The sequence below is a fragment of the Chitinophaga sp. genome (genome assembly GCF_035538455.1).
Lineage (GTDB): Bacteria > Bacteroidota > Bacteroidia > Chitinophagales > Chitinophagaceae > Chitinophaga.
On record NZ_DATLKJ010000269.1, the window covers coordinates 31,494 to 55,775 of the forward strand.

At 45.5% G+C, this 24,282-nt stretch carries 15 protein-coding genes; 8 read left to right on the forward strand and 7 right to left on the reverse strand.

Translation table 11 applies throughout. The features are described 5' to 3' along the window. Positions 1 to 141: 141 nt before the first annotated feature. The 7 genes from VM802_RS30735 (at position 142) to VM802_RS30765 (ending at position 10,236) form a co-directional block, all read left to right on the forward strand. A complete protein-coding gene (locus VM802_RS30735) occupies positions 142 to 3,447 on the forward strand; it encodes a SusC/RagA family TonB-linked outer membrane protein (protein ID WP_325538101.1) in 3,306 nt (1,101 codons plus the stop codon). A gap of 17 nt (positions 3,448 to 3,464) precedes the next feature. Further along, positions 3,465 to 5,054, forward strand: a complete 1,590-nt coding sequence (locus VM802_RS30740; RefSeq protein WP_325538103.1) for a SusD/RagB family nutrient-binding outer membrane lipoprotein — start codon at positions 3,465 to 3,467, stop codon at positions 5,052 to 5,054. A gap of 47 nt (positions 5,055 to 5,101) precedes the next feature. After that, positions 5,102 to 5,593 carry a DUF6886 family protein gene (locus VM802_RS30745; RefSeq protein WP_325538105.1) on the forward strand — a complete coding sequence of 164 codons (492 nt, stop codon included), beginning with the start codon at positions 5,102 to 5,104 and terminating at the stop codon, positions 5,591 to 5,593. Positions 5,594 to 5,702: 109 nt separating this feature from the next. After that, entirely contained in the window at positions 5,703 to 6,437 is a 735-nt protein-coding gene (locus tag VM802_RS30750; RefSeq protein WP_325538107.1) for an AraC family transcriptional regulator, read from the forward strand. A gap of 52 nt (positions 6,438 to 6,489) precedes the next feature. Then, complete coding sequence (locus tag VM802_RS30755; RefSeq protein ID WP_325538109.1) at positions 6,490 to 7,035, forward strand: dihydrofolate reductase family protein; 546 nt, start codon at positions 6,490 to 6,492, stop codon at positions 7,033 to 7,035. Between the two features lie 1,018 nt (positions 7,036 to 8,053). Next, positions 8,054 to 9,442 (forward strand): eCIS core domain-containing protein, encoded by a 1,389-nt coding sequence (locus VM802_RS30760; protein ID WP_325538111.1) that lies wholly within the window; start codon positions 8,054 to 8,056, stop codon positions 9,440 to 9,442. Positions 9,443 to 9,693: 251 nt separating this feature from the next. Continuing rightward, positions 9,694 to 10,236, forward strand: a complete 543-nt coding sequence (locus VM802_RS30765) for an SRPBCC family protein (RefSeq protein ID WP_325538114.1) — start codon at positions 9,694 to 9,696, stop codon at positions 10,234 to 10,236. Positions 10,237 to 10,439: 203 nt separating this feature from the next. Here VM802_RS30765 and VM802_RS30770 read toward each other — a convergent pair whose 3' ends face one another. The 4 genes from VM802_RS30770 to VM802_RS30785 all read right to left on the reverse strand — a co-directional run bounded on the left by VM802_RS30770 (position 10,440) and on the right by VM802_RS30785 (position 17,436). Next, the gene (locus tag VM802_RS30770) at positions 10,440 to 11,591 is read right to left on the reverse strand and encodes an iron-containing redox enzyme family protein (protein WP_325538116.1); all 1,152 of its coding nucleotides are present in this window, start codon (positions 11,589 to 11,591) and stop codon (positions 10,440 to 10,442) included. A gap of 438 nt (positions 11,592 to 12,029) precedes the next feature. Then, a complete protein-coding gene (locus VM802_RS30775) occupies positions 12,030 to 15,191 on the reverse strand; it encodes an error-prone DNA polymerase (protein WP_325538118.1) in 3,162 nt (1,053 codons plus the stop codon). A gap of 12 nt (positions 15,192 to 15,203) precedes the next feature. Continuing rightward, positions 15,204 to 16,709, reverse strand: coding sequence for a Y-family DNA polymerase (locus VM802_RS30780; protein ID WP_325538120.1), 1,506 nt, complete (start codon positions 16,707 to 16,709; stop codon positions 15,204 to 15,206). Between the two features lies 1 nt (position 16,710). Beyond that, positions 16,711 to 17,436, reverse strand: coding sequence for an ImuA family protein (locus tag VM802_RS30785; protein WP_325538122.1), 726 nt, complete (start codon positions 17,434 to 17,436; stop codon positions 16,711 to 16,713). Between the two features lie 74 nt (positions 17,437 to 17,510). Between VM802_RS30785 and VM802_RS30790 the strand changes: the two genes are divergently transcribed. Continuing rightward, positions 17,511 to 18,320: an XRE family transcriptional regulator gene (locus VM802_RS30790; RefSeq protein ID WP_325538124.1), complete on the forward strand. Its 810-nt coding sequence runs from the start codon at positions 17,511 to 17,513 to the stop codon at positions 18,318 to 18,320. A 137-nt stretch (positions 18,321 to 18,457) separates the two neighbouring features. On the opposite strand, the gene VM802_RS30795 is transcribed toward VM802_RS30790, so the two are convergent. From VM802_RS30795 to VM802_RS30805, 3 genes are all read right to left on the reverse strand, one after another. Continuing rightward, on the reverse strand, positions 18,458 to 21,655 hold the full coding sequence (locus VM802_RS30795; protein ID WP_325538126.1) for a reprolysin-like metallopeptidase: 3,198 nt from the start codon (positions 21,653 to 21,655) through the stop codon (positions 18,458 to 18,460). Between the two features lie 330 nt (positions 21,656 to 21,985). Continuing rightward, positions 21,986 to 23,251: an MFS transporter gene (locus VM802_RS30800; protein ID WP_325538128.1), complete on the reverse strand. Its 1,266-nt coding sequence runs from the start codon at positions 23,249 to 23,251 to the stop codon at positions 21,986 to 21,988. Between the two features lie 38 nt (positions 23,252 to 23,289). Further along, positions 23,290 to 24,270, reverse strand: a complete 981-nt coding sequence (locus tag VM802_RS30805) for a phytanoyl-CoA dioxygenase family protein (RefSeq protein WP_325538130.1) — start codon at positions 24,268 to 24,270, stop codon at positions 23,290 to 23,292. Between the last annotated feature and the right edge of the window lie 12 nt (positions 24,271 to 24,282).

The window sequence follows — 24,282 nt, forward strand, 5'->3', positions numbered from 1 at the left end:
CTGTGGTAGCTGGTTGACATGTGTCTGCCATATGGCTTGTACATTTTTTTGACCTTACCGCTGGGGGCGGTCGTATTAGTTAGGCAGCATTTTCATTTTTGCTTTGGTTCCTATTTCACTATTACCAAAACTAAGATGAAAATGAGATTATTTACGCTACGCAGTACATTTCTCTCCCTCTGGCTGACCCTTTTACTGATTGCGGGTAATGCCATTGCACAGGAAAGGATTATCAAAGGGAAAGTGACAGCTGCAGATGGCGCCGGTATCCCGGGCGCCAGTGTGAGGGAGAAGGGCAAGCCAGGTGGCGCCTTCACTGACTCCAATGGCGAATTTGCCATCAAGGCCAGTGGTCCTGACGCAGTGCTGGTTTTTTCATATGTAGGCTATCTTTCCCAGGAGGTAACTGCCGCTTCCAATACAGTTTTGAATATCTCTTTACAGGAAGACCGTAAACACCTCGATGAAGTAGTGGTAACGGCGTTGGGCGTACGTAAGGAGGTTAAACGCCTTGGCTACTCTGTGCAAGAGGTAAAAGGCGCCGACCTCGTAAAGGCCCGCGATGCTAACCCCATCAACTCTCTCTCCGGTAAGATTGCTGGTCTCTCTGTGGGCGCCAACCCGGAAATGCTTGGTCGTCCCGACCTCGTACTGCGTGGCAGCAAGGATCTCCTCTTTGTAGTAGATGGTGTACCTATCAACTCCGATACCTGGAACATCAACCCCGACGATATTGAATCGTATTCTGTACTGAAGGGCGCCAATGCTGCCGCCCTTTATGGCTTCAGAGGTATTAACGGCGCTATCGTTATCACAACCAAACGTGGTACCAAGGCCTCCAAGGGATGGCAGGTAGATGTGAACAGCAGCACCATGTTCGAAAAAGGATTTCTCGCGTTACCGCAGATACAGGAGGAGTATGGTCGCGGCACCAACTTCAAATATTCCTACGGCGACCAGTTGTATGATAACAGCCAGCGACTGCCTGAATGGGGACCGCGCTTTGAAGGTCAGCCAGTTAAACAGTTCGACAGCCCCTGGGACCCGGTAAACCGTGTAAGAACCGCCACACCCTGGATTGCACGCGGTAAAGACAACTTCAAGCACTTCATGGAAACAGGTGTGATTAATACCAACAATATCTCCCTGTCTTCTGCCACCGACCGCTCTGATATCCGGATATCCGTATCCAACATGAATCAGAAGGGGATGAATCCCAATACCAAGTTGCATACCTATGCGCTCTCGCTGAGTGCTGGTTACAAAATCACTGACAAGCTGAAAATAGAAGCCAGCGTGAATATTAACAAACAATATTCTCCAAATATCCCTGATGTGAACTATGGTCCTAATTCCTATATCTATATGTTTCAGGTATATGGTTCCGCAGATTATAACATCGATGACCTGAAAGATATCTACAAAGGTCCGCAAGGCGTACCCAACCTGATCCCTTACGCACAGGAGTATGGCCGTGAGAACAGTGCCTGGTTCATCGCAAAAAAGTGGCTGCGCTCCCATGATAAAACGGATATCAATGGTTATATCAAAGCCAGTTATAAGTTCAACGATGCGCTGGATCTGAGCCTCCGTACCCAGATCACAACCTGGAACCAGGTGAGAACTGAACAGGTGCCTGCCGGTACTAACCTCAATACCTATACACCATGGTATTACTTTGGGTGGTATGGCGACTACCGTGAAGACCGCAGGAACCTCTTCGAGAACAATACGGACCTTATCCTGAATTATAATAAAAAGGTCAGCAGGTTTAATATTTCCGGTCTCGCCGGCGCCAGCATGCGTTCTTTCGATTATAATTCCCTCTGGGGTACTACCAAAGCGCTGGCCATCCCGAACGTATATGCACTCACGAACTCCAAAGAGGCATATTCATCTTTTACCTGGGGCTCCAAAATGCAGGTGTACAGCGGGTTCTATTCTATTGACCTTACCTACGATAAATTCCTGACCCTTTCCCATACCGGTCGTGTAGATCACGTATCCACGCTGGCAAACGGTTATAATACCTTCTACTATCCTTCTGTATCACTGAGTTCTGTGATCAGTGATTATACGAACCTGCCGAAGTTCATTTCCCTGTTGAAAATCCGTGGTTCTTATGCCAACGTGAAAGGGGCGCTGACATCGCCAACAGTGCCTTCTGCTTTCACGCAGGTTACAGGCCAGAGTACCAACAGCAAACTGGGATATGGTACCGACCTGTTTACTTCATATGATGGTCCGACCTACGCCAACCAAATGGCATACAGCTATAACAGCTATTATAACAATACTCCTTCCGTGGATTTTTCCAGCGTGATCGCCAACCCTACCCTGAAGCCATTCAGTGTAACATCTTATGAGGCCGGTGTTGACCTGCGTTTGTTCAACAACAGGTTGGGAGTGGACTTTACTTACTTCACGAGCCTCAACGGGCCGCAGATATTTCCTTTCGGCATACCGCCATCCTCCAGCTTCGAGAAGCATAATGAGAACGCCATTACCACCCGCAAGAAGGGTATTGAGATTGCGCTCAATGCTTCGCCGTTGCGTAATCCTCATGGTTTGAGCTGGGATATTGGTATCAACTATGCTACCTACAAGGAGACACTGGATCAGATCTATGGTGATGAGTCCGTGATCGCGCTTAACAACCATGCCTACCGCAAAGGCGAAAGGATGGATGCGATCTATGGTTCCGGCTTCGTTCACGATGCAAGTGGTAACATTGTGTACAGTGGTGGTTTGCCGTTGCGCGCACCTTCCGATATCAGTAACAACGTATTCCTCGGACATGCCAATCCTGATTTCACTTTCGGGTTCACCAACCGGTTCTCTTATAAAAACTTTACTGTCAGCTTCCAGATTGATGGTCGTATCGGTGGTAAGATCTATGATGAAGTATACCACGATGGTATGAATGGCGGTACTGCGCTCAACAGTGCCAGCGGTGATTTCGGGGTGGCACGCCTGGCCGACTGGCAATCTACAAACAACGGCACACAGGCGCCTACCGGCCACTACGTAGCCGATGGCGTGAAGATTACCAGCGGTACGCCTATCTATAAAGATGGTCAGATCACCAATTACAAAGACCTCACTTTTGCTAAGAATGACGTAGCCACCACTGTACAGAACTTCATCTCATCTGGTATCGGTAATGTGAACGAATATTGGATGGTAGACCGTTCTTTCGCGAAACTACGCGAAGTAACGATCGGTTATACCCTGCCTGCAAGGTTGCTGGGCAGCAACCGCTTCATCAAATCTGCCACTTTCTCACTGGTAGGCCGCAACCTGTTATACTGGGCCAAACGTAAGGATATTGACTTAGACCAGTTCGCATCAGGGTATAATGATACTGACCGCTCACTTAACAATGGCGGTGTTCTCCAGAGTATGACTGCCAGAAGGTATGGCTTTAACATCAATCTCAGTTTCTAATTTTTTAAATCATTTGTATGAAGATATCATTCAAATATATAGTGGTGATAATCCTGGCGATGGGGTCGGTGATCAGCGGTTGTCAGAAAGGAGACCTGCTCTCTAATCCGAATGTGGCAGCTGAAAACGCTACTGTGCCGGTATCCCTGATCCTCAACCATATCACAGCTAACATGCTGCGGGAAGAGGAGCCGGTGATCTCCACTGTATACCGCTACAACCAGGAAATCGTTTCCAACTACTCTTATTATTTCGGCAGCAATGCCTACAACTGGTCCAATACCAATCATACCTATGATATGATCCGTTATTGCAATCAGCTGGAATTGCAGGCCAAACGTCAGTACAACAGCACTACTAATGTGTATTTCGCATTGAGTAAGTTTTTCAAGGCATATGCCTACATCTGGTTGTCGCAGCGTGTGGGTGATATCCCAATGACACAAGCGGGAGATGTCAACAACCTTACGCCTGCCTACGACAACCAGCATGATGTGTACAAAAACAGCCTTGCGCTGCTGGATACCGCCAATACTATGATAGGTGCGCTGATGAGCACTCCTGCTGTCATCAACAGTAAGGTAGACGCCAATGGTGATATCTTCGGACTTACCTACCTGCAATGGCGGAAGGTGATCAATACATACCGCTTGCGTGTATTGCTCAGTCTGAGTAAACGAGCTGATGATAATGCGGACCTGAATATCAAATCACAGTTTGCGACTATCTTCGGTAGTCCCGATAAATACCCGGTGATGACTTCCGGTGATGATAACATGGTATATCGTTATACCACCGTTACCATGTATCCGCCGAACCGCTCCGGTAACGCACCTTATAACAACTGCGCCAATATCAGTAAAACATTCTTTAATGTAACGGCGGCTTATAATGATCCGCGTGTGTTTGCCCTCGCCGTTCCTGCGCCTGCACAACTTGCTGCGGGCAAGCAAGTGAATGATTTCACGGCCTATGTGGGAGAAGATAACGGGAAGTCACAGGGGCTGATGTCCAGTTTCTCTGCTGACGGTAAATACTCTTCGCTGAGCTATAACCGTTATATGTCATCTGCCTCTGGAGCCAACGCAGAGCCGTATATCCTGATCGGTTATACAGAGCTGTGTTTTAATATCGCTGAAGCGGCTTACCGGGGCTGGATCGCAGCGGATGCGGCTACCTGGTACCTGAATGGTATCAATGCGTCAATGAAATGGTACGGGCTTTCACAAGGTCAAACGCTCACTATCGGAAACGTGGACGGAACCAAACCTAACCAGGGTACTGCCATAGTGGATATTGCGGGTTTCCTTGCCAATCCTAATGTGACGTATAATCCGGTCAACGGACTCACTCAGATACTGACACAGAAGTATGTAGCCTTTTTCATGAACTCTGGTTTTGAGGCTTATTACAACTGGCGCAGAACGGGTATCCCGGCTTTCAGCCAGGGTGGGGTTGGTATCGGCACTGCCAGTAACATGATCCCGCTGCGCTGGCAATATCCGCAGGATGAGATCAATTACAACAACAATAATTACAAAGCAGCTGTCAGCAGCCAGTTTGGTGGTACAGACGATGTGAACGCGAAAATGTGGCTGATTAAATAACTATTGATTGAGCGGTTTGCCTGGGCAAGCCGCTCAATCCTTGTATTATGGGGAAACTATATCATATATCTGAAGATCCGAAGATCAAACGCTTCGAACCACGCGAGCAAGGAGTGTTCGCTATTTCCGGTGAACTATTGCACAATTACCTGCTACCGAGGAATTGCCCCCGCGTGACCTACTACTGCGGCCCTCAGACATCTGCTATGGACCGTGCGCAGTTCTTTGGTTACAGCACTGCTACTTACATTGTGGCAGTAGAATCGGCCTGGCTCAAACAGATACAACAGGCAATCATCTACTGTTATGAATTCCCCACAGACGACTTCCTTCTCTTCGATCCCTGTGCGGGGTATTATGTCGCCCAGAAAACCATCACGCCGCTTCAGGTAAAGCCTATTTACAATGTAATGGACGAGATGCTGAAACGTAATGTAGAACTGCGTTTTATGCCATCTCTAACCTCTCTCGCCGCTGCGGTCAAATATTCCTCGCTCAATTTTTCTCTCATCAGGATGCAGTATGCCCGGCAGGTATAGCTTCCTTATCGTGGCCTCGTTATACTGGTGGGACTTTCCCCATTTTAATAAAGTATATTCAAACTGCCGGAAAAGATGGATCTTGTACCTCTAAAACCGGGATGAGGTCATGATTTATAAGCAGGTGATACCACATCATGCACTGGCAGATTATATTGACTGTTATTGGTCAATAGAAGGTGCAGGAGGTGAGTTGCACACAGAACGGATCTTTCCGGACGGAAGCCCTGGCCTGGTATTGAACGTAGGTGAGAAGTGCACTACTGATAATGGTTTGGTAATCATGCAACCCGGGAGCTGTTATCTGGTAGGGGCCATGACTTCTTATAAAGAAACCTATCTTAATGGAAGACATCGCCTGATCGGCGTTTGCTTTAAACCAGGAGCCTTCTCTCAGTTTTATAACTATATGCCGCTGGCGGAAATTACTGAGCAGACGGTAGAGCTGGAAAAAGCGCTTGCGCCAGACACCGGCAAAATTGAAGCGTTATCGTTTACAGCGCTGAATACATTTTTTCTCAAACGACTCAGTGTGCCCAAACAGGAGCTCTCCGCTATCATAAACTGTATTAAAGAAACCAAAGGGAAAATCAGTGTAGTCGCATTGGCTAAAAAGACTCACGTTACACCGCGACAACTGGAAAGAATTTTTCATAAGCATATCGGCGTTACCCCAAAAGAGTTCATAAGTATCACACGGTTTCAGCATGTACTCCCGGACATCATCCATAATAAAAAGCACAAGAGCTTATTGGATATTGCCATTGAACATGGGTATTACGATCATGCGCATTTAACAAATGAAATAAAACGATATACCAGCCTTCCACCATCCGGATTATGATTTTGTCGTCTTTTTCCAAACTAAGTATCTACCCCGATAGTACCTTTGTCTTATGAGAAAGATAATACTGAATTTAGCCGCCACATTAGATGGCTTTATCGAAGGCGCCAATGGAGAGTTGGACTGGTGTATACTAGAGGAGGATATGCATTTCGATAGTTTCCTGGAGTCCATTGACACTATCTTCTATGGACGCGTAAGTTACGACCAATGGGGCAATTACCAGCCTGACACATCTGCGCCGGATATGGAGAAGCAGATTTACGCTGCCATTCAGTCGAAGAAAAAATTCGTTTTTTCCAGTCAATCAAGAGTGGATGATAAAGCTACCTTCATTAGCACTGATGTAGCCGCTATGGTAGAAGAGATCCGGAACCAACCCGGAGAGGATATCTGGCTCTATGGAGGCGCCAAATTGATCTCCATGTTTATAGAAAATGGTTTGGTGGATGAATATATGATCTCTGTTCATCCAACTGCATTAGGCGCCGGCAAACCCTTGTTTGATATATCAGCCCGGCTGAACCTCGTATTGACTGAAACGAGAGTATTCAAGTCAGGTGTAGTGCAGCTGATCTATACCCCCGGCACTAAGTAATGAAAGACTTATAGAAAGAGGAGACTGTCTCATTAGTATGAGGCAGTCTTTTACTTTGTGGCCATCGGTACATTTTGGGGAGAGGCGCATTTAGATATCATGCCATCCGGAAAGCAGGAAAGAACTTTCCGGATGGCCTCTATAAATTAAGATTATAAACACCAGGCATCTTTGCGGGAACAGAAAAGCCCTGGACAGCATCCACTATTGGTACTAAATGGGTTGCAAAATTGCCGCCAATCACTGCAACGAGCACTAGCTATATTACTTTGTCCGCCGCTTATAACTTTTAATTCAGTTCTGGAAAGCGTTTTGCCGATGGATTTTATTTTTTTCATAATGCTATGATTTAAACGTGGTGATACTTGTTGTTAAATAGGAATGGATACAGGTGGTACTTATTAAACGTGATCATATCCGGGTTGGCAACTGTCATTGCTTCCCGGATGGAATCCTTACGCGGGAAGATTATACACAATAAAAATCTTTACGGGAGCAGGAAAGTCCCGGACAGCAGTTAGCCTTGGGGCCAGGCAGACAGAATTGCAACCAGTCATTGCAACCAGCGCTAGTTACAGTACTTTGGCCTCCATTTACGGTTTTTAATTCATTTCTTGAAAGCGTTTTGCCGATGGGTTTTAGTTTTTTCATAATGTTACAGTTTATGCAAGGTGAAAGTTGTTGTTAGACAGGAATGAATACAGGGAACCTGTATTAAGCATGATCCGTGAATAACGACAATTAAATTAGGTATATACACTGCACCTGGATGACATAAAAGTAGATACTGTCTTTCACTAGTATAGGCTGACTGGTTGGGGCTTAAAGATTAGCGGCAAAGTTCGTTGAGAAGGCATAGGACTTTAAATTTAAGTAATCAATCTTTTCCGGCTATGATAATGAAGAAGATTGAAATTATCGACATTTACCTGATGTGATGAAATAACTGACGTATTATGTCATAGGTTTTTTGTAACTTAATTAAGTTGGCCTTACTATTCGTTTAAACCCCTATTTTATGTTTTCAAAGCATGCAAGCCGGAGAGGTGGTTCAACCACACATCATCCACCAGCACAGGGAAATTCCTTTTTTACTACCGAAAGGCCGGCAGACGCAAAGGAGAAGGAACCATTTTTTGTCAGGAAGCATACTCCTTCCATCCAGATGAAGCCATTTTCTTCCAAGCCATCAAATACTCAGGGGGCAAAGAAAAACGACGCAGGATTACCAGATTCGTTAAAGAATGGTATTGAAAGCATGTCTGGAATAGCGATGGATGATGTAAAAGTGCATTATAATTCAGATAAACCAGCAGAAGTTCAGGCAGCTGCTTATACACAAGGTTCAGATATACATATTGGACCAGGGCAGGAGAAGCATTTGCCACATGAATCCTGGCATGTGGTGCAGCAGAAGCAGGGGAGGGTGAAGCCTACTATTCAGTTGAAAGGCGTAGGCCAGGTAAACGATGACCCGGGACTGGAGAGAGAGGCAGATATAATGGGAGGAAAAGCTACTCACATAAGTTCCTCCCGGTCTGATTTTGTTAACGCTACTGCCGGCGAAAGTATCATTCAAAGGGTGCCGGCTGCTCCGGTCAACGCTGTACAAAGCCCCCTTTTTTCCCTTAGGCGGGTAGTAAATTTAAATCGGGCATATGTGTATCACAAATTACGTGATGTCAAGATGGTAAGCGCTGTTCCTCTTTTGCGGGCGAGAATGGAACTATATGATCCAACTGATCAGCTGGTATGGAGTAAAAATGGCGATGAAGTACTTACTTTTAATTCAGATACTTTATGGGATTATCCTATAGGAGTATATACGTTAAGGGGGTTGGTAACAACAGAGGCAGGTTTCGCTTTTTATTGTGACAGCACCATTAATATCTACAATCGCCGGCCGCCTGGAGGTACTCTGATTCCTTTTCCGCTGGCAGATAGTAATTATCTAGGCTCGCACTGGACTGCAGAAGGCCATGTTAATAGTTTTCGGAATAATGGGGTCCAGGAAAGAGGAGAAAGCCAGGCTAGGTTTGGAGAAGGGTTTTACCTTACCGCGGATAGAGCCTATGGATGGAGTGCTGGCCAAAGCAAGGCTGACGAACTTAGGAATGAATTTATAGCTGAGATGGGGGTATATATTCGGCCTGGCAAAGCACTAACCATAATTAATGCGTCTCAGATTCCCAAAGCAGACCAGTTTACGGATCCTCCATGGCGAGGGACGCCTTTGGAACAATATATTACGGAATATGATGCCATTTACGATGAAGAGGAAAAAGAGCTAAAGATCAACGCTCACGCCTTTAGAAAAATCAATGTGATACACTTTACCAATTATGATGTTTTGGATGAGGATGCAAAGCAGGAGGCGATTGAAGGATCGAGAGTTTTTAGACAGTAATGTATTGTTTTATAGTACAGAATAGTCAGATTTCCCTTACCTTATATTAGAGACCAAAAGTCCAGATTGCCCCGTAAGAATGTCTGACAAGCGCCCGCTGTGAATAATATTTGCATGGTATCTTTGAGTCAATAAGTAGCATCAAAAAAAGGCTGCACTGGAAACAAGTCATTTTTTTTGCCTTATTGTGTAACCGATTGGTTACATTTGTATGGGCCAACATATTCGTTAACAAAACAAGCAATACAGTTATGTCAAATCAAAACTTCACGGCTACCTTATTGGTAGATCAATCGCCTTCAGACGTATATAGAGCCATTATTGATCCCCGTGCCTGGTGGTCAGAGGAAATAGAAGGAGGAACGAGTAAAGTTGATGATGTCTTCGATTATCATTTTGAGGATATCCATCGTTCAAAAATGAAACTAACGGAGGTGGTTCCGGAAAAGAGGGTTGTCTGGCGGGTGCTGGATAATTATTTCAAACCAGGAATCTTTGATGAAGCTGATGGACTTTCTAAGCGTGATGGGTTCGAAAATGATAAAGCGGAATGGGTAGACACCTGTGTTGTCTTCGATATTGCAGTGGAGAATGGTAAGACCCGCTTGCGCTTCACACACGAAGGATTAGTGCCTGATTATGAATGCTACGACGTTTGCGTTAATGGCTGGAGTCACTATATACAGGAAAGCTTACATAGCTTGATCACTACCGGGAAAGGACAGCCCAATAAGACCGGAAAGGCTATGACTACGGATGAGGAAAAATTCAAGTCTGCCGCCGGCAATGTGTAGCGTATGACATTTACTATATTCCCACAATGATAGTAGACAATTAGAAAAGAAAGATGGAGCATCCTTCTCTGCAACAGAAGAGCTTTGCTCCATCAATTTTTTTTCGATGGTAAATATTGTTTTGTGAGGTGAGTGGTAAAAGCGTGAGCCATGCCCTGGCTCCGTTTTTAATGTCAGCCGTTTTCCCAATTATGATTCCCGTTCTATGCTTTTGCAGACTTTCTATAACTTGTCTCAGTATTACCTGGAAAATTTTTTGTGAGATTAAAATCGGTAACACCTAAAAATATTAACTCTTCATTCTCAGAGGTATTACTTGTCTGATGCCTGGACCAACGGGGAACAAGAATAGAACTGCCAGCAGAAACAGGGAATTCCATGTCATCAATTTTTACAGTGCCATTTCCCTGAATGATATATATGTAAGTTTCATGTGCGTGTGAATGGTTCTCATTCTGTTTTCCAGATGGTATATGTACAATCCTGGGGTCCAGTACCTGACCTGAAAGTGCAATTCTGTCAACACTGAATTCAATATTGTTTTCATCTTCCTTATTCTGGTAAATCTTATCATGTTTTCTCTCATAGTGTAGTTGTGTTGTGTTGGCCGCTAAGGATTGCCCATCAATTATGCCATTAATAACCGGGGTGATTTTATTTAGATAAAGCGCTTTGTAAAGGTTGTTAAAAAAATCATATCTGAGGTTGAGGGCAATATCGACAGCTGTCTTTGCAGTTTCAAACCAGTTAGGCTGATGCTGATAAGACATCAACATATTTTCAAGAGTAAGCGCATGGTCATCATCACACTCTACATGCAAATGAAAGAACAGCAGGTCACTATCGTGTATTCCTGCCTTAAGCATGCCTTCAATGAATTGCTTATACATTTCTGCAACAATGCCTTCAGTTCCCAGGGATAAGAATGCAGTACCGTGAACGATGTCGGGACGCTGGCTTTCTTTAAGATAACTATTAACAAATTGGTAAGTAAAGGGCTCAAACTTAATAGCTTTCAGGTCTATCTCAAGAACTTCTTTAAGAAATTTCCGGAATATTTCAGCATGCCGTTTCTCCGGCTCTTTTTCTCCGGCTTCTTCCCAAAGGTTTTCAGATAAATTAGCACGCTGGAGATCATCTTCGCAATTGGTCATTACACCTGTAATGTACCGCGTAAAATTCTTACAATAAAGGTAATATTGTGAGAATATGTATTTAAAATCTTCTTTTGTAAGCCAACCTCTTCTACAGGCATTAAAGAGGTCATTATTCCAGAAGGAGTGCGTTGTTTGGAATTCATGGAGAGAATCGTAGCTTGTTGGATTGGATGCAGTGATCATGGAGTCAGTTTTCATAATTTTCATTTTTGAGATTGAGAAATTAAAAGCTGGTTGTTTTTAATGGTTATATTTAAAATCATCAAGTACTATTGGCCTATCCATTTATTTGATGGCGCCTAATCCTGGTTGCGGTAAGTTGGTTAGAAGAAAATACAGATCCTCCATATGAGATGATCTCACTGGCTTTGCATAAGCACATTAACCCATATTTACATGAAGTGACAACGGAGTTCCGGAGTTGTCTATACGGTCTTTTTCATAATTTTTGTTTCGGTGTAAAAGAAGGTTTGCAGAATAATAATGTTGCAGCAAAGAGATCGCCTGGCTAACTGTTAGGATTTGAGGAATAGTTATCTGTAGCAAGATTACATAATCCTGCTGCAGTTGGATTACCCTGCTTAGGGGATATTTGAAAAGGTATTGTTATGCTGTGAGCCTGGGTGTTAAATTTAGCTATCTGAAATTCCTTCCTTCCGAAAATATCTCTGCCTGAATTGCCTTTCCTGTATTTGCATTACTGTTTTCGTGAATGGGGATGTCGTCAAATAACCTGTTCATATTATAGCAATGTTGTACAACAACATGTATTACTTCGCCTTCTCTTTGCAGTTTACCAGCTACCATGAGTAACCGGGCTTGTATGATTTCCTGCCGGTATTTGTCGAAGATGGGTTTAAACACGACGAGATTGGCGATGCCTGTTTCATCTTCCAGTGTAATAAAACAGATGCCTGTTGCGGTTCCGGGGCGTTGGCGTACGAGTACCAGTCCGGCTATGCGCACGGGAGCGCCGTCTGGCAGGCGGTTTATGTCTGCTGTTGTAAACACTTGCGCCTTGAGGAGTTTGCGTCGCACAAAGCTTACCGGATGCGCTTTCAGGGATAGTGTTGTACTGCTGTAGTCCCGAAAAACATGTTCTGCTAAACTAAGTTCTGGTAAATGTATTGCTGGTTCGTTTTCAGATGCTGAAGGCTGCCCTTCAAAAGCGCCGACAGGTTTATCCGACAGGGCTGCGACTTCCCACAAGGCCCGCCTGCGATCTATTCCTATTGAAAGAAATGCATCTGCATTGGCGAGGAGTTCTAATGCCCGTTGGGAAACACCTGCATCGTGTAGCTGAACAACACTGGTATAGGGGTGCTTCCTGTTTTGAACCAGGAGTTGCATTTCTTCTTCTTTAAGACCGGTAACCTGTCTGAATCCCAATCTTATCGGGCAGTACTTTCCTTCTTTGGTTTCAAGCAGGTTATCCCAGGTGGAATGATTCACATCAACCGGTCTTACTTCAACGCCATGCTTTTGTGCATCAATCACGATCTGCGCCGGTTGGTAGAATCCCATTGGCATACTGTTGAGTAGTGCTGCTGCAAATACATCCGGGTAATAATATTTAAGCCAGGAGGAGACATATACCAACAGTGCAAAGCTGGCAGCGTGACTCTCCGGGAAACCATAGCTACCGAAGCCTTCCAGTTGTTTAAATACACGCGCAGCAAATTCTTCTTTGTACCCTTTTGCTACCATGCCGTTGATTAGCTTCTCGCGCCATGCGCTTACTTTTCCCTGTGCTTTGAAGGTCGCCATACTGCGGCGTAGGCCATCCGCTTCAGCGGGTGTAAAGCCGGCGCCTACAATAGCAATTTCCATTGCCTGTTCCTGGAATAAAGGAACGCCTAAGGTTCGTTTCAATATCTCTTCTAACTCTTTGGATGGGTATTCCGGATCTTCCTGCTTATTGCGTCTGCGCAGGTAAGGATGCACCATATCTCCCTGTATGGGGCCGGGCCGCACAATGGCTACTTCAATGACCAGGTCATAAAATTCTTTTGGTCTGAGCCGTGGCAACATGGACATCTGCGCACGGCTCTCAATCTGGAAAACACCGATGGTATCAGCATGACTGATCATTTCATATACATTTTTGTCATCCTCCGGTATATTAGAGAGCGTGAGATGCTCCCCATGATGCAGCCTTGCAAGATCAAATGCTTTACGGAGACAGGTAAGCATGCCCAACGCTAACACATCTACTTTCAAAAAGCCCAGCGCTTCTATATCATCTTTATTCCATTCGATGTTGGTACGGCCTTCCATCCGTGCATTCAAAATGGGACATAATTCATAGAGTTTATTTTGTGTAATCACAAAGCCTCCTGTATGTTGTCCGAGCTGACGAGGGAAGCCTATATATTGTCTTGTCAGATCGATTACCTTTAACAGGTGCGGGTCTTTGGAAGTGAAGCCCTCGCTGGATTTGATTTTCCCGTCAAACCAATCCGCTGTAAACTGGTAATCAGATTTTGCCAGATGATCTACGGCATCCTGAGAAAGGCCCATCGCTTTGCCTACATCCCTGACAGCGCCTCTCCAGTGTACCTGTGTAACGGTGGCCACGATACCGGCACGGTCACGTCCATATTTTTCATACACATATTGCATTACTTCTTCGCGACGTTCGTGCTCAAAGTCTACATCGATGTCTGGTGGCTCGTCCCGGGCATCGCTCATGAACCGGGCGAATAATAGTTTGAACTTCGCAGGATTTACAGAAGTGATACCAAGGCAATAACACACTACAGAATTGGCTGCTGATCCGCGTCCCTGGCATAGTATTTCTTTGCTGCGGGCAAAGCGAACCAGGTCATACACTGTTAAAAAATAAGAGGCATAATTTTTCTTTTCCATGAAAGCCAGCTCATTTTGTATGCTTTCTTTGATGTTTTCAGGAATATTATCATCAAATCTCTCTCTGGCTCCCTTCCAGGTAAGCATTTCAAGCTCTTTTTGTGGTGTGCGTCCTTCAGTGGTCAACTCTTCGGGGTAGACATATTTTAATTCATCAAGAGAGAAGCGGCAGGCGCCAGCAATCTCTTTTGTCCGGGCGATGGCATCAGGATACTGGCGGAAAAGGCGCAACATTTCTTTTTCCGGTTTCAGGTAACGTTCCGCATTCTGGCAAAGTTTGAAACCGGCCTGTTGGATCGTGCATTTTTCGCGGATGCAGGTCAGCACATCCTGTAGCTGTCTTCGGGAGGGACAGTGGTAATGGACATCATTCAACGCGACCATGGGCACGTTGTATGTTCCGGAGAGCTGAGACAGACGGTATAATTTCTTGGCGTCATTACCCTGGTAGCTACGGATGGCGCCCAGATAAAGGTTATCGCGCAGCATGGTTTTATATTCCTGTATCCCATCTTTAAAGCGCTGCTCAAAATCATAAACGTTATTTAGTTCGTCGGGTGGAACAATGATAAATTTTATATCTGCTGCATGTTGGTAGATATCTTTTTTGTACAGTTCACATTTTCCTTTTTCTGTCCGCAGATTTCCTTCGGTGAGTAGTGCAGATAGTTTGCTGTATGCTTTTATATCTGTTGGATAAGCAAGCAGGCTTGGGCCATCCTGTAAATCGAGGCGGCAGGCGGGGATAATGCGGATGTTTTTATTTCGGGCAGCAACGTGGCCGCGTACGATCCCTGCGAGAGTATTGCGATCTGTAATAGCAATCGCTTCGTAACCTAGTAATGCTGCATATTCTACGATTTCTTCGGGATGGGAGCCGCCCCGCAAAAAAGTAAAATTAGTTGTGACCTGTAATTCTGTGTATTCCATCTGTGTTAATTTTCAGGCGAAAAATCCATGGATAAACCACGCTGGTTTTTTGGGCTGCTCATCATATTGTCCCAGCCGGAATAGCCAATACCTTGCACCTTCTTCATTTTCTACTACGTAATAATCCCTGACTAATCCCTGTTCCAGCCACCATTCGTTTTCTATGCGCTCAGGACCATCTGCTTTTTTTATTTTATGCGTTTTACCTTTATAGATGAACATCATGGGTGGATAATCCGGAATGGGCACCGTTACTTTTACCGGTTCGGGTTTGGGTAATAGGAGCACCGGGCGTGGCCGGTCATTTCTCCAGGAAGTTGTTGCCTGATCGTTCAGTGATCCGGCGGGTGTAAAAGACCATTCCGGTAAGTAGCGCTCAGTGGGTATATATCGTTTGACCGTATGGCTGCCCATCCGTGTTGATATTCTATCGAGTAGTCCCAGAATAGTGGCGTCAATATCGCAGCCACCGAGTGTGGACCAGAATGCTTCTTGCCTTGCTGAAAGGGCTTCTGTTACCGGTGCTTCTAATACAAAAAGTTCGAATCCAAGGTCGGGCATCAGGATGCCTGTTTTTTGCTCAAACAACTTTAATAGGTGTACAACATTACGTACAGGGCTATTGGTACCAACAAATACCTGTTGTTGATCTCCATCCACCCGATAGCATTTAAATATGGCAGAACGCAGGCCTTTGCCGGCTGTAAGCAGTTGTTCACATAGCTGTTCCACTAAGGTTTGGAGGGCAATGTCAATGCCTTTCCTGGTTCTTATTGGTTCCAGGCAAGGTAGTCGCTTTTGAAATGCGGTAGCAGGTTGTATGGGGTCAAGTAATTCTGTGGCCTGTCCAAGCGCCTGGTCAATACGGTTCAGTAGCGGTAGCCCGAAACGCCGGCGGAGCACGGACCTTGGCATCGTGATAAAGTTATCTATTGAATGGAACCCGAGGTTGTACATCCTTTCCAGGATCGGCAATTCCAACCGCAACGCTGCTGGTGGCAGGGGTTTCAAAGCAGGTAGCTGTCCGTCCGGATGAATAATACTGTTGTCTTTATCAAATCTTGCGATGGCCCAGGCTACTCCGATCGTATCTGCTATGGCTGCTTTGACATTGTAGCCACCGGCTTTAAGTTGTGTAGTTATCTCTTTCAGGTAAGGCGCTTCACCTCCCCAAAGATGGGCGCAGCCGCTTATGTCCAGCAGCAGGCCTTCTGGCGGGTCTATTGCAACTACAGGGGTAAAACGAAGGCACCACAGAGCGAGTTCGGTCAATAGTTTTTTTTCAACATCAACTTTATCCGGAAATACTTTAAGTTCTGGGAGAACAGCCTTACCATCAGCCAGGACCATACCGGGTGTAATACCTTTCTTTCGGGCGATGGGGCTTGCTGTTTTTATGATCATGCGTCCCCGCTCTGAGGTCGCAATGACGAAGGGACATGTTTTTAATTCCGGACGCAGTTGTATAACCTTGTCCGTAATTAAGTGTGGCAGCCATATGGATAAATATCTGTTCACCTTAACCTGCTTTCCTGATGATAGAAGGAGCGGAGGAATGCTGTGCAGCCGCGATGTGAAAGCCTTGTTCTGTCCAGCCAACCTGCCATATGCCGGGGCGGCCGTTACGTATTTTCAACAATTCTACCCTCCATTTTGCATAGCCGACACCGGGCATACCTTCTTCTATTATACTTTCCAAGGGTTGTACATGCCAGCGGGATACACAGGCACTGTTACTGCATGGGATGGTACTACTGCGATGAATTAATCCGGTAACATGGCTTTTTTCGACAGCCAGCTGCAGACGTCGTGATTCCACAAAGCTGAGGTTGGATATATCTCCAACGACGGCGGAAAGCCGTTCGCATTTTAAGCCTTCTTCAATAGTCCAAAGCCCTTCTTTATTACTGGGGACATCAACAAAAATTACCTGATCGGGGGAGATGCCGAATGCCTTCAACCCTGGAGGAAAGGTCAGCCGGTTGGTACTTACCCAAAGGCAAACGCCTTTGCGCATAAGTATTTTAAGTAACCCGGTCATAAAGCCTGTAGTGGCTGCGGCTTCTTCTTTTGTGTGACTGATAAATTCATGGACAGCACTTACCGGGAATGTATGGTTGGGAAATGCCTTATTGATCATACCCAAACCGGTATCCTCCAGCTCCGAATCAAGGGGTACCCGCAAACCCTGCAAATCGAGAATTTCCCGTTGCAGCTTTGCAATTACTTCCGATTTTGCCTCCATCTCACGCATGTTCATTTAAAAGTTGGCATGTTACTAATAGTAACATATATTTGTTCTCAATTGTAACAAATATTATGAAGCCGGCAAAAATTTTTTTCCATTCCAATATCCGTTTTCTGCGGGAGAGAAAGCAGTTGAGCCAGGAAGAGGTGGCCAGGCTGATCGGGATAACCAGGATTAAGTTGCAGGCCTTGGAATCGGGGCGTACGGCCAATCCGTCGGCGGTAGATTTTATTAAATTCTCTGAATACTTTAAAATTTCTATTGATGCATTATTGAAGGTAGACCTTGCCCGGCTTGGAGAAATGAAGCTCCGCGAGCTGGAAGCAGGCAATGATGTGTATATGATGGGAGGGAAGTTGAGGGTACTTGCGATCACTGTAGACAGGGATAATAAAGAGAATGTTGAATATGTACCGGTAAAAGCGAAAGCTGGTTATGTGCGCGGGTACAATGATCCGGAGTTTATCGCGGGGCTCCCTAAATTCAATATGCCTAATTTACCAAAGCAGGGGACATTCCGTATGTTCCCGATAACAGGTGATTCCATGCTGCCTGTTCCAGATGGGAGTGATGTACTCGCGAAGTTCGTTGAAGACTGGAAAGCGCTGAAACCGGGTACTCCGTGCATTGTGATCCTGAATGGGATAAATGATTTTGTTTTTAAGCTGGTAACAGTTAGCGAGGACCGGACAGTTTTACTGGAATCGCTCAACAGCAGTTACAAGCCTTATACTGTAGAAGTATCTGATGTCCTGGAAATATGGCAGTTCTATGGGTATCACAGCAAACAAATGCCCAAAGCTACTACAGATATGCAACAGCTTTCAGAAAATATCGGGCAGATACTGGAGGAAGTACGGGCGCTGAAAAACAGCAGGTAAAATTTGACGGGAGTAGCAAACAGTGATTGTCATTTATTAAATCTGTTTCTCTGAACAAAGCTTATTAATTCATCTTCATAAACAACGCCAGTAGCCTTCAGGTTACTGGCGTTGTTATATCGGGATCTGTAGTTGTGTTATTGTTTAACAATCTTCGTCATATGAATTTCTTTTACGCCATTCTTAACCCTTATGATGTAAACACCTGGAGGTAATGAAGAAATATCAAGCTGGGATTTAGTTGCGCTCAGCTCACGGTGTAATACCACGTGGCCATTCACATCAAGTATCCTCAGATCTGATTTTCCTGTGTAGCCTGTAAGATTGATGTTTACTATATTATTAACAGGATTCGGGAATACCTCTACGCTTTCTTTTTGTTCATTCTTGGTAATCTGATCTGCTTCACGGCTGGCAGTACCTAATTGTACCCGTAATGTATAACAGGTGGTAGCGCTGCTGGCTCCATTGTAACCATATACCTGTGCATAATAAGTACCTGGATTAACAGTTCTGCTGATACTTTCATTAGTGGTACCACCTGCCTGTGAAATAGCAACCTGTGCTCCTGAGCTGTTCAGCAGTTGCAGGTCATAGTCGCCAGGCAATGTGCGTAATGTAATCGTAATAGTGCCACGGGTAGTGATCACAAATTTGTAATGATCAACATCGCCGGTTGGGTTGATAAGACCGGTAACATCGGTATTAAATGGAATGGTGGCAGCGCCGGAAGTGGTTCCATTAGTTGAGTTATCGAGCGGATTTGCACAACCAGTTTGCGTTAAAGTTGTGAACTGTGCAGTAGCATATGTGCTGCTGCCGCTTGAACAGTTTGTTCTTACTCTCCAGTCATATAATGTGTTGGATGTTAGTCCGCTTAAATTAACAGAGGTGGAAGTAGTTCCGGTTGCGACATTGGTCCACGTTGAAGATGAATTAGGTTTATAATCCACATCATATGATACGGCGCCACTGGTGGCAGTCCAGCTAACGGTAGCACTGGCGGCTGTTACAGCCGAACTGGTTAAACCGGTAGGTGCATTACAGGTGCCTGTTGAGGTGGTTGTAAACTGTGCAGCTGAATAAGCGCTGCTGCCGCTGGTACAATTGGTTCTTACCCTGTAATCGTAGGTAGTTCCGGTTGTGAGACCAGTTAAGTTTACGGAAGTAGCTGTTGTAGCTGTTGCAGCATTGATCCATGTAGAAGAAGAGGTGGCTTTATAATCTACATCATATGATGCGGCGCCGCTTACAGCTGTCCATCCTATTGTAGCAGATGTAGTGGTAATAGCAGAAGCAGTTAATCCTGATGGAGAAGCACAGGATGAACCGGATGTGATGGTGAAGTTGGTATTGGAAATATCAAAGAAAATATTTCCTACAGCTTCTACTTTTATTCTGGCTGTAGTAGTGGGTGTATTGGGAATAGTTACCACTTCACTACCGTCATTGGGGGTGCTTGCCACCAATGTGCTGAATGTATTGCCTCCATCTGTGGAGATGGATATTTTTACGTTAGCAGTGCTAACAGGTGATGCTGTGGTATTTGCCACACTCCAGGTGATGGTCTGTGATGAATTGCCGGCCCATGATACAGCAGTATTAGGTGAGGTTACTGCAAAAGGCCCTGAGGTATTGGTGACGGTTACTGTCATGTCCCCAAAATTGGTCTGACCAACTTTTACCGGTGCTGTAGAGCTATAGGGAGCATTATCCCTTACAGTTAATCTGAATTTCAATGTTCTGGAAACGGAACTCAGTGCTTCTGTATTCGCTCCTGCATCGCCACCGGGCAGCGGACCAGACACTAAGCCGCCTGCAAGGATAGTCGCCAGTTTGGGAAAGTACCTTGTCGGGGATGTAGTAGGTGAAAATGATATCCAGTTGGGGCCGGATGCTTTGGTGGCACTGGCTACACTACTGCTGCCTGTTTGTGATGATGAAGCATTATCATTTTGTTCCCAGCAGTAAGTCAGCACATCGCCGGGATTAGCATCCGTAGCAGAACCGGTAAGCGCAAACGGAGTGCTGATAGGAATAGTATAATTACTACCGGCATTGACAACTGGTGTTGCATTATTACCGGATATACTGGTGGTTACCGGGCAGGTCTTGCTGGAAAGATTCGCCTGGATTTGTGCGATAGAAGCGGCATGGTAAATATCGATAGAATGCGGGGCCAGGTCCTGAGCGGTAATACCGGCATATCCCATGATAGTGATACCGGAACCGAGTTCCACATTCACGCCTGTACCTTCGTTGCTCATGGAGAAAGTATGGTTGGCGCCCAGTTGGTGTCCTACTTCATGCACTACATAATCAATATCAAAATTATCACCTTGCGGAATGTTATCAGCGGGAGAAGTGAAGCCACTTCCTTTTTGATTGTCATCGCAGATGCAACCTATACAGCCTGCATTACCACCACCACCGGAAGCACCGAACAGGTGGCCAATGTCATAATTTGAAGCGCCGATTACAGAAGTCAATGTGCTTTGTAATTCACCGTTCCACGCTCCGCCGGCGCCTGAGCCGGCATCAGAGTACGGATCTGTTGAAGGGTTATAGTAAAATACATTGGTAGCTGCTGTGATCAGGTTAAGATGGATAGCCAGGTCCTTTTCATAAACACCATTGCAACGGGTAAGCGTAGCATTGACAGCTGCGAGTACCAGTGAAACCTGTGAAGCGCTGGTGGCTCCAAAATAATTGGAGTATTCAGCTGTAACTGATTGAGCAAGCCGCATGGTTTTCAGGTCACCGGTTGATCTTGCGGTAACATTAGGTATGTGGTTACCTATGTCGGTTGCCATTTTTTGCTCGGGAGTAGAACACTTCCAGGGTAAAGTCCTTGGTTGTTTTTTGAATACTGTGTAAACAGTGTGGTCAGCAGAATAAGGCTCAATGAATTCATTTTCCTTTCCGGTACGGAAAACCATTGTTTGTATACCCTGCGGAGAGATACTCAGCTTTAATGTGGCATATTTATCGGTAATGCCTTTTCCTGAAAATGCCCTTATTTCAGGGAATTTGGCCTGCAATGCAGGTTCGAAGTTGGACGCTTCTATGATTTCGAACTGCTCAATTTGCCCGTCTGCATTAGGCAAAGAGATAATAGAGGAATGTGCGGATGCATTGCCGGCAGTTTTGAACACTTCATTCCGGAGAGGAGTGAAGTTCAGATCAAATAATTTGAAAGTCGCCGGAAATGCAAGCCGGGATACGGCTTTGTCGGTAGTGATTTTGGTGGCATCTGTGTGCGGCCGCCAGTAATCCTGTGCAAACGACACTGTGCTACATAGCAGTGCCGCTGCAAAAAGTAAAACTTTGCTCATGATTGATTCAGATTTTGGATTAAAAATGACTGTCTTGATAAATCTAGATTAACTCTCTGCGGTATAACGTGTACTGACCTACGATACTTATTGGGCATGAGCTAAAACGATTGACATAGAATATCTTCGGTTATGCCGGTAATAATAAAAAAGATGATATTTAATGTGGACTCCGATCTTTTTTGAACCTGCATTTTCTTAAAGAGGTGGTAAATGCGGATGGCACGGTGGAAGGTGCGGCATCTGTAAGTTTATGGCAACTGTATAATATTAAAAAGGAGAGCAGTAGTATTGCCTGCTCTCCTTTAGGTCTGCTCATTTATGCCAGGATTAAATATCTTCCTGCTGCTCTTTTCTCTTTTCCATATTCCGTCGAAGAACTGGTCCTAACAAAATACCATACGCGGTGAATGAACAGAGGATAATCGCCCAAAAGCCCCACAAGCCCCACCTGAGAACAACCAGGTTGGAAATCTGAATGCCGAGAAAATAAAAACCCAGGGTGATCAGGCTGATGGCGGAAGCCACGGTTCCTTTTGTTATGGCGCTCTCCATTAAAGCAAAGCGCATCAGGATGCCACAGGACATGCCTTGCCCCAGCGTGAATAACGCCATCGCTGCAATGAGAAAAGTATGCTGCTGACGCAATGCGGATATCAACAGTAATAACAGCCCCAATGCTATAAACGGCAATGCCACCACCACAGATTTTCCCAATGGCCACACGCGTGTTTTCCATGCCAGTACCACGTTTCCGGCAATCAGGCTGAGAAAGATAGGTACCTGGATCAATGCATAGTTCGAAGGCGATAATCCCTGATCTACCAGGATCAGTTTCGGCGCCAGCGCGCTCCACGCAAAAACGGGCAGCATCAGGGTCGCAACCGCAAATGAGCTTTGCATGAAAAAAGAATACCGGAAGAGCGTTCCATAATCACGCGCCAGTTTTGAAAAAGACAGGTCGGAGCTGCGACGTGCGGCAGGCAATGTTTCTGGCATGAACAAATAAAGCCCCCAGAGCGAAACACCGGATAGGATCATGATTAAACCAAAGACCCAGCGCCAACTGGTAAACGCCATCAGAAAAGCGCCTGAAATGGGCCCTATCACCGGAGAAAGCAGGGCCACATTAGTCATCAGTGCAATCACGGTAACAGCTTTCTTTTCAGGGAAGGCCTCCTGAACGGCGACATAACCTACCGCCGCAATTAAGCACATGCCCGAGCCTTGCAAAATACGCAGGAGCGCAAAGCTCTGGATGTTGGATACCCAGAGCGCTGCAAAGCATGCCAGCAGGAAAATACAGCCGCCACCAATCATGACAGACCGTCTTCCAAAACGATCTGTCAGCTGACCGTAGAAAACCTGGAACAACGTTGCCCCCAGAAGAAAGGCACTGGCTGAAGAAGCTAACCAGGCCTCAGATGCATGAAACTCGTTTACAATGTGAAGCATGCAGGGCTGTACCATCGAATTACTGATGTAGACAGAAAATTCGAACAGCACCAACGACACCAGGAACACAAGTATCCTCCAGGATAAAGATTGATACGAGGAATTGACGGCGGGTGTAATAGAACTATTTAAAGTTGTCATAGATACAAAAACTAAAACGGTATAAACAAATCGGATGGCTATGAAATCCAGGAACGTTTTCCCAGGAGCTTTTCTCCCAGGTCCGTCAGCCTGGCGGTTTCCTGGCGATCCCGCTCCCAATGACGGGGATCTCCATAGAAAGAGTATCCCTGCGGCGCTTCGCGTTTTTCCCAGGCCTGCAGACGCCATTGCCGCAGCTCATCATTGCTTTCCTGTGCGGGAGACATTGAAATGTATTGCGCAATGCGGGCTTTATCCGAAGAGACATTCTGCCTGATACCATGACAAAGACGGCTGTTGAAGATCAACAGATCTCCTTTTCCCAGGCCAACCGGAGTTTGCTCAAGATCGGATACATCCGGGCGATACCAGTTCCATCCTTCTGGCTGACGTGCTTTCCAGCGCAGGAAGTCTTCTTGCAGGAAGATGGAAGGGTAGCAGGTAAAGCCTCCTACAGAAAGGTCTGTCTGATCGGATAATGAAAGTACTCCCTGTACATTATCGGAGCCGTTCTCCGGATCATAGTCCCAATGCTTGACCATGTCAAAAGAAAGCCCGGGATAGGGCGGTAAATTCAAATTCACACGGTCAATCGTCACCCAGAGATCTTCCTGTCCCCAGATATCTGCAAAGGCTTCATAAACACGCGGGGTCTGCCGGTTATCCCAGAGTGTCTGATGATGATAGAGTTCTACCATCCCGGAGTTGAAACTTTTATATTCCTTTTTTAGTGCCACTTTTTCTTCGGGATACCAGGTCTGCGGATCTGAAGGATTCAGCTCCTCGAAATCCCAGATGGCCTGTGCTGTTGCATCGGCCTGTTCAGGTGAAATAGCAGCTTTAATGATAACATAACCATTGTGTATCCAGCATCTCCAGTCCTCTTCTGAGAGCACACGAAGTGCCGGTTGTTTGATACGGTCATTGAGTCTGGATGAAAAGACCACATTAGTGGATGGATTACGTGCCGCCTGGGTATTCTTACCCACGGCGTTCTCATTCCTTTGAGCTTGCATCATATTCTTTTCTTT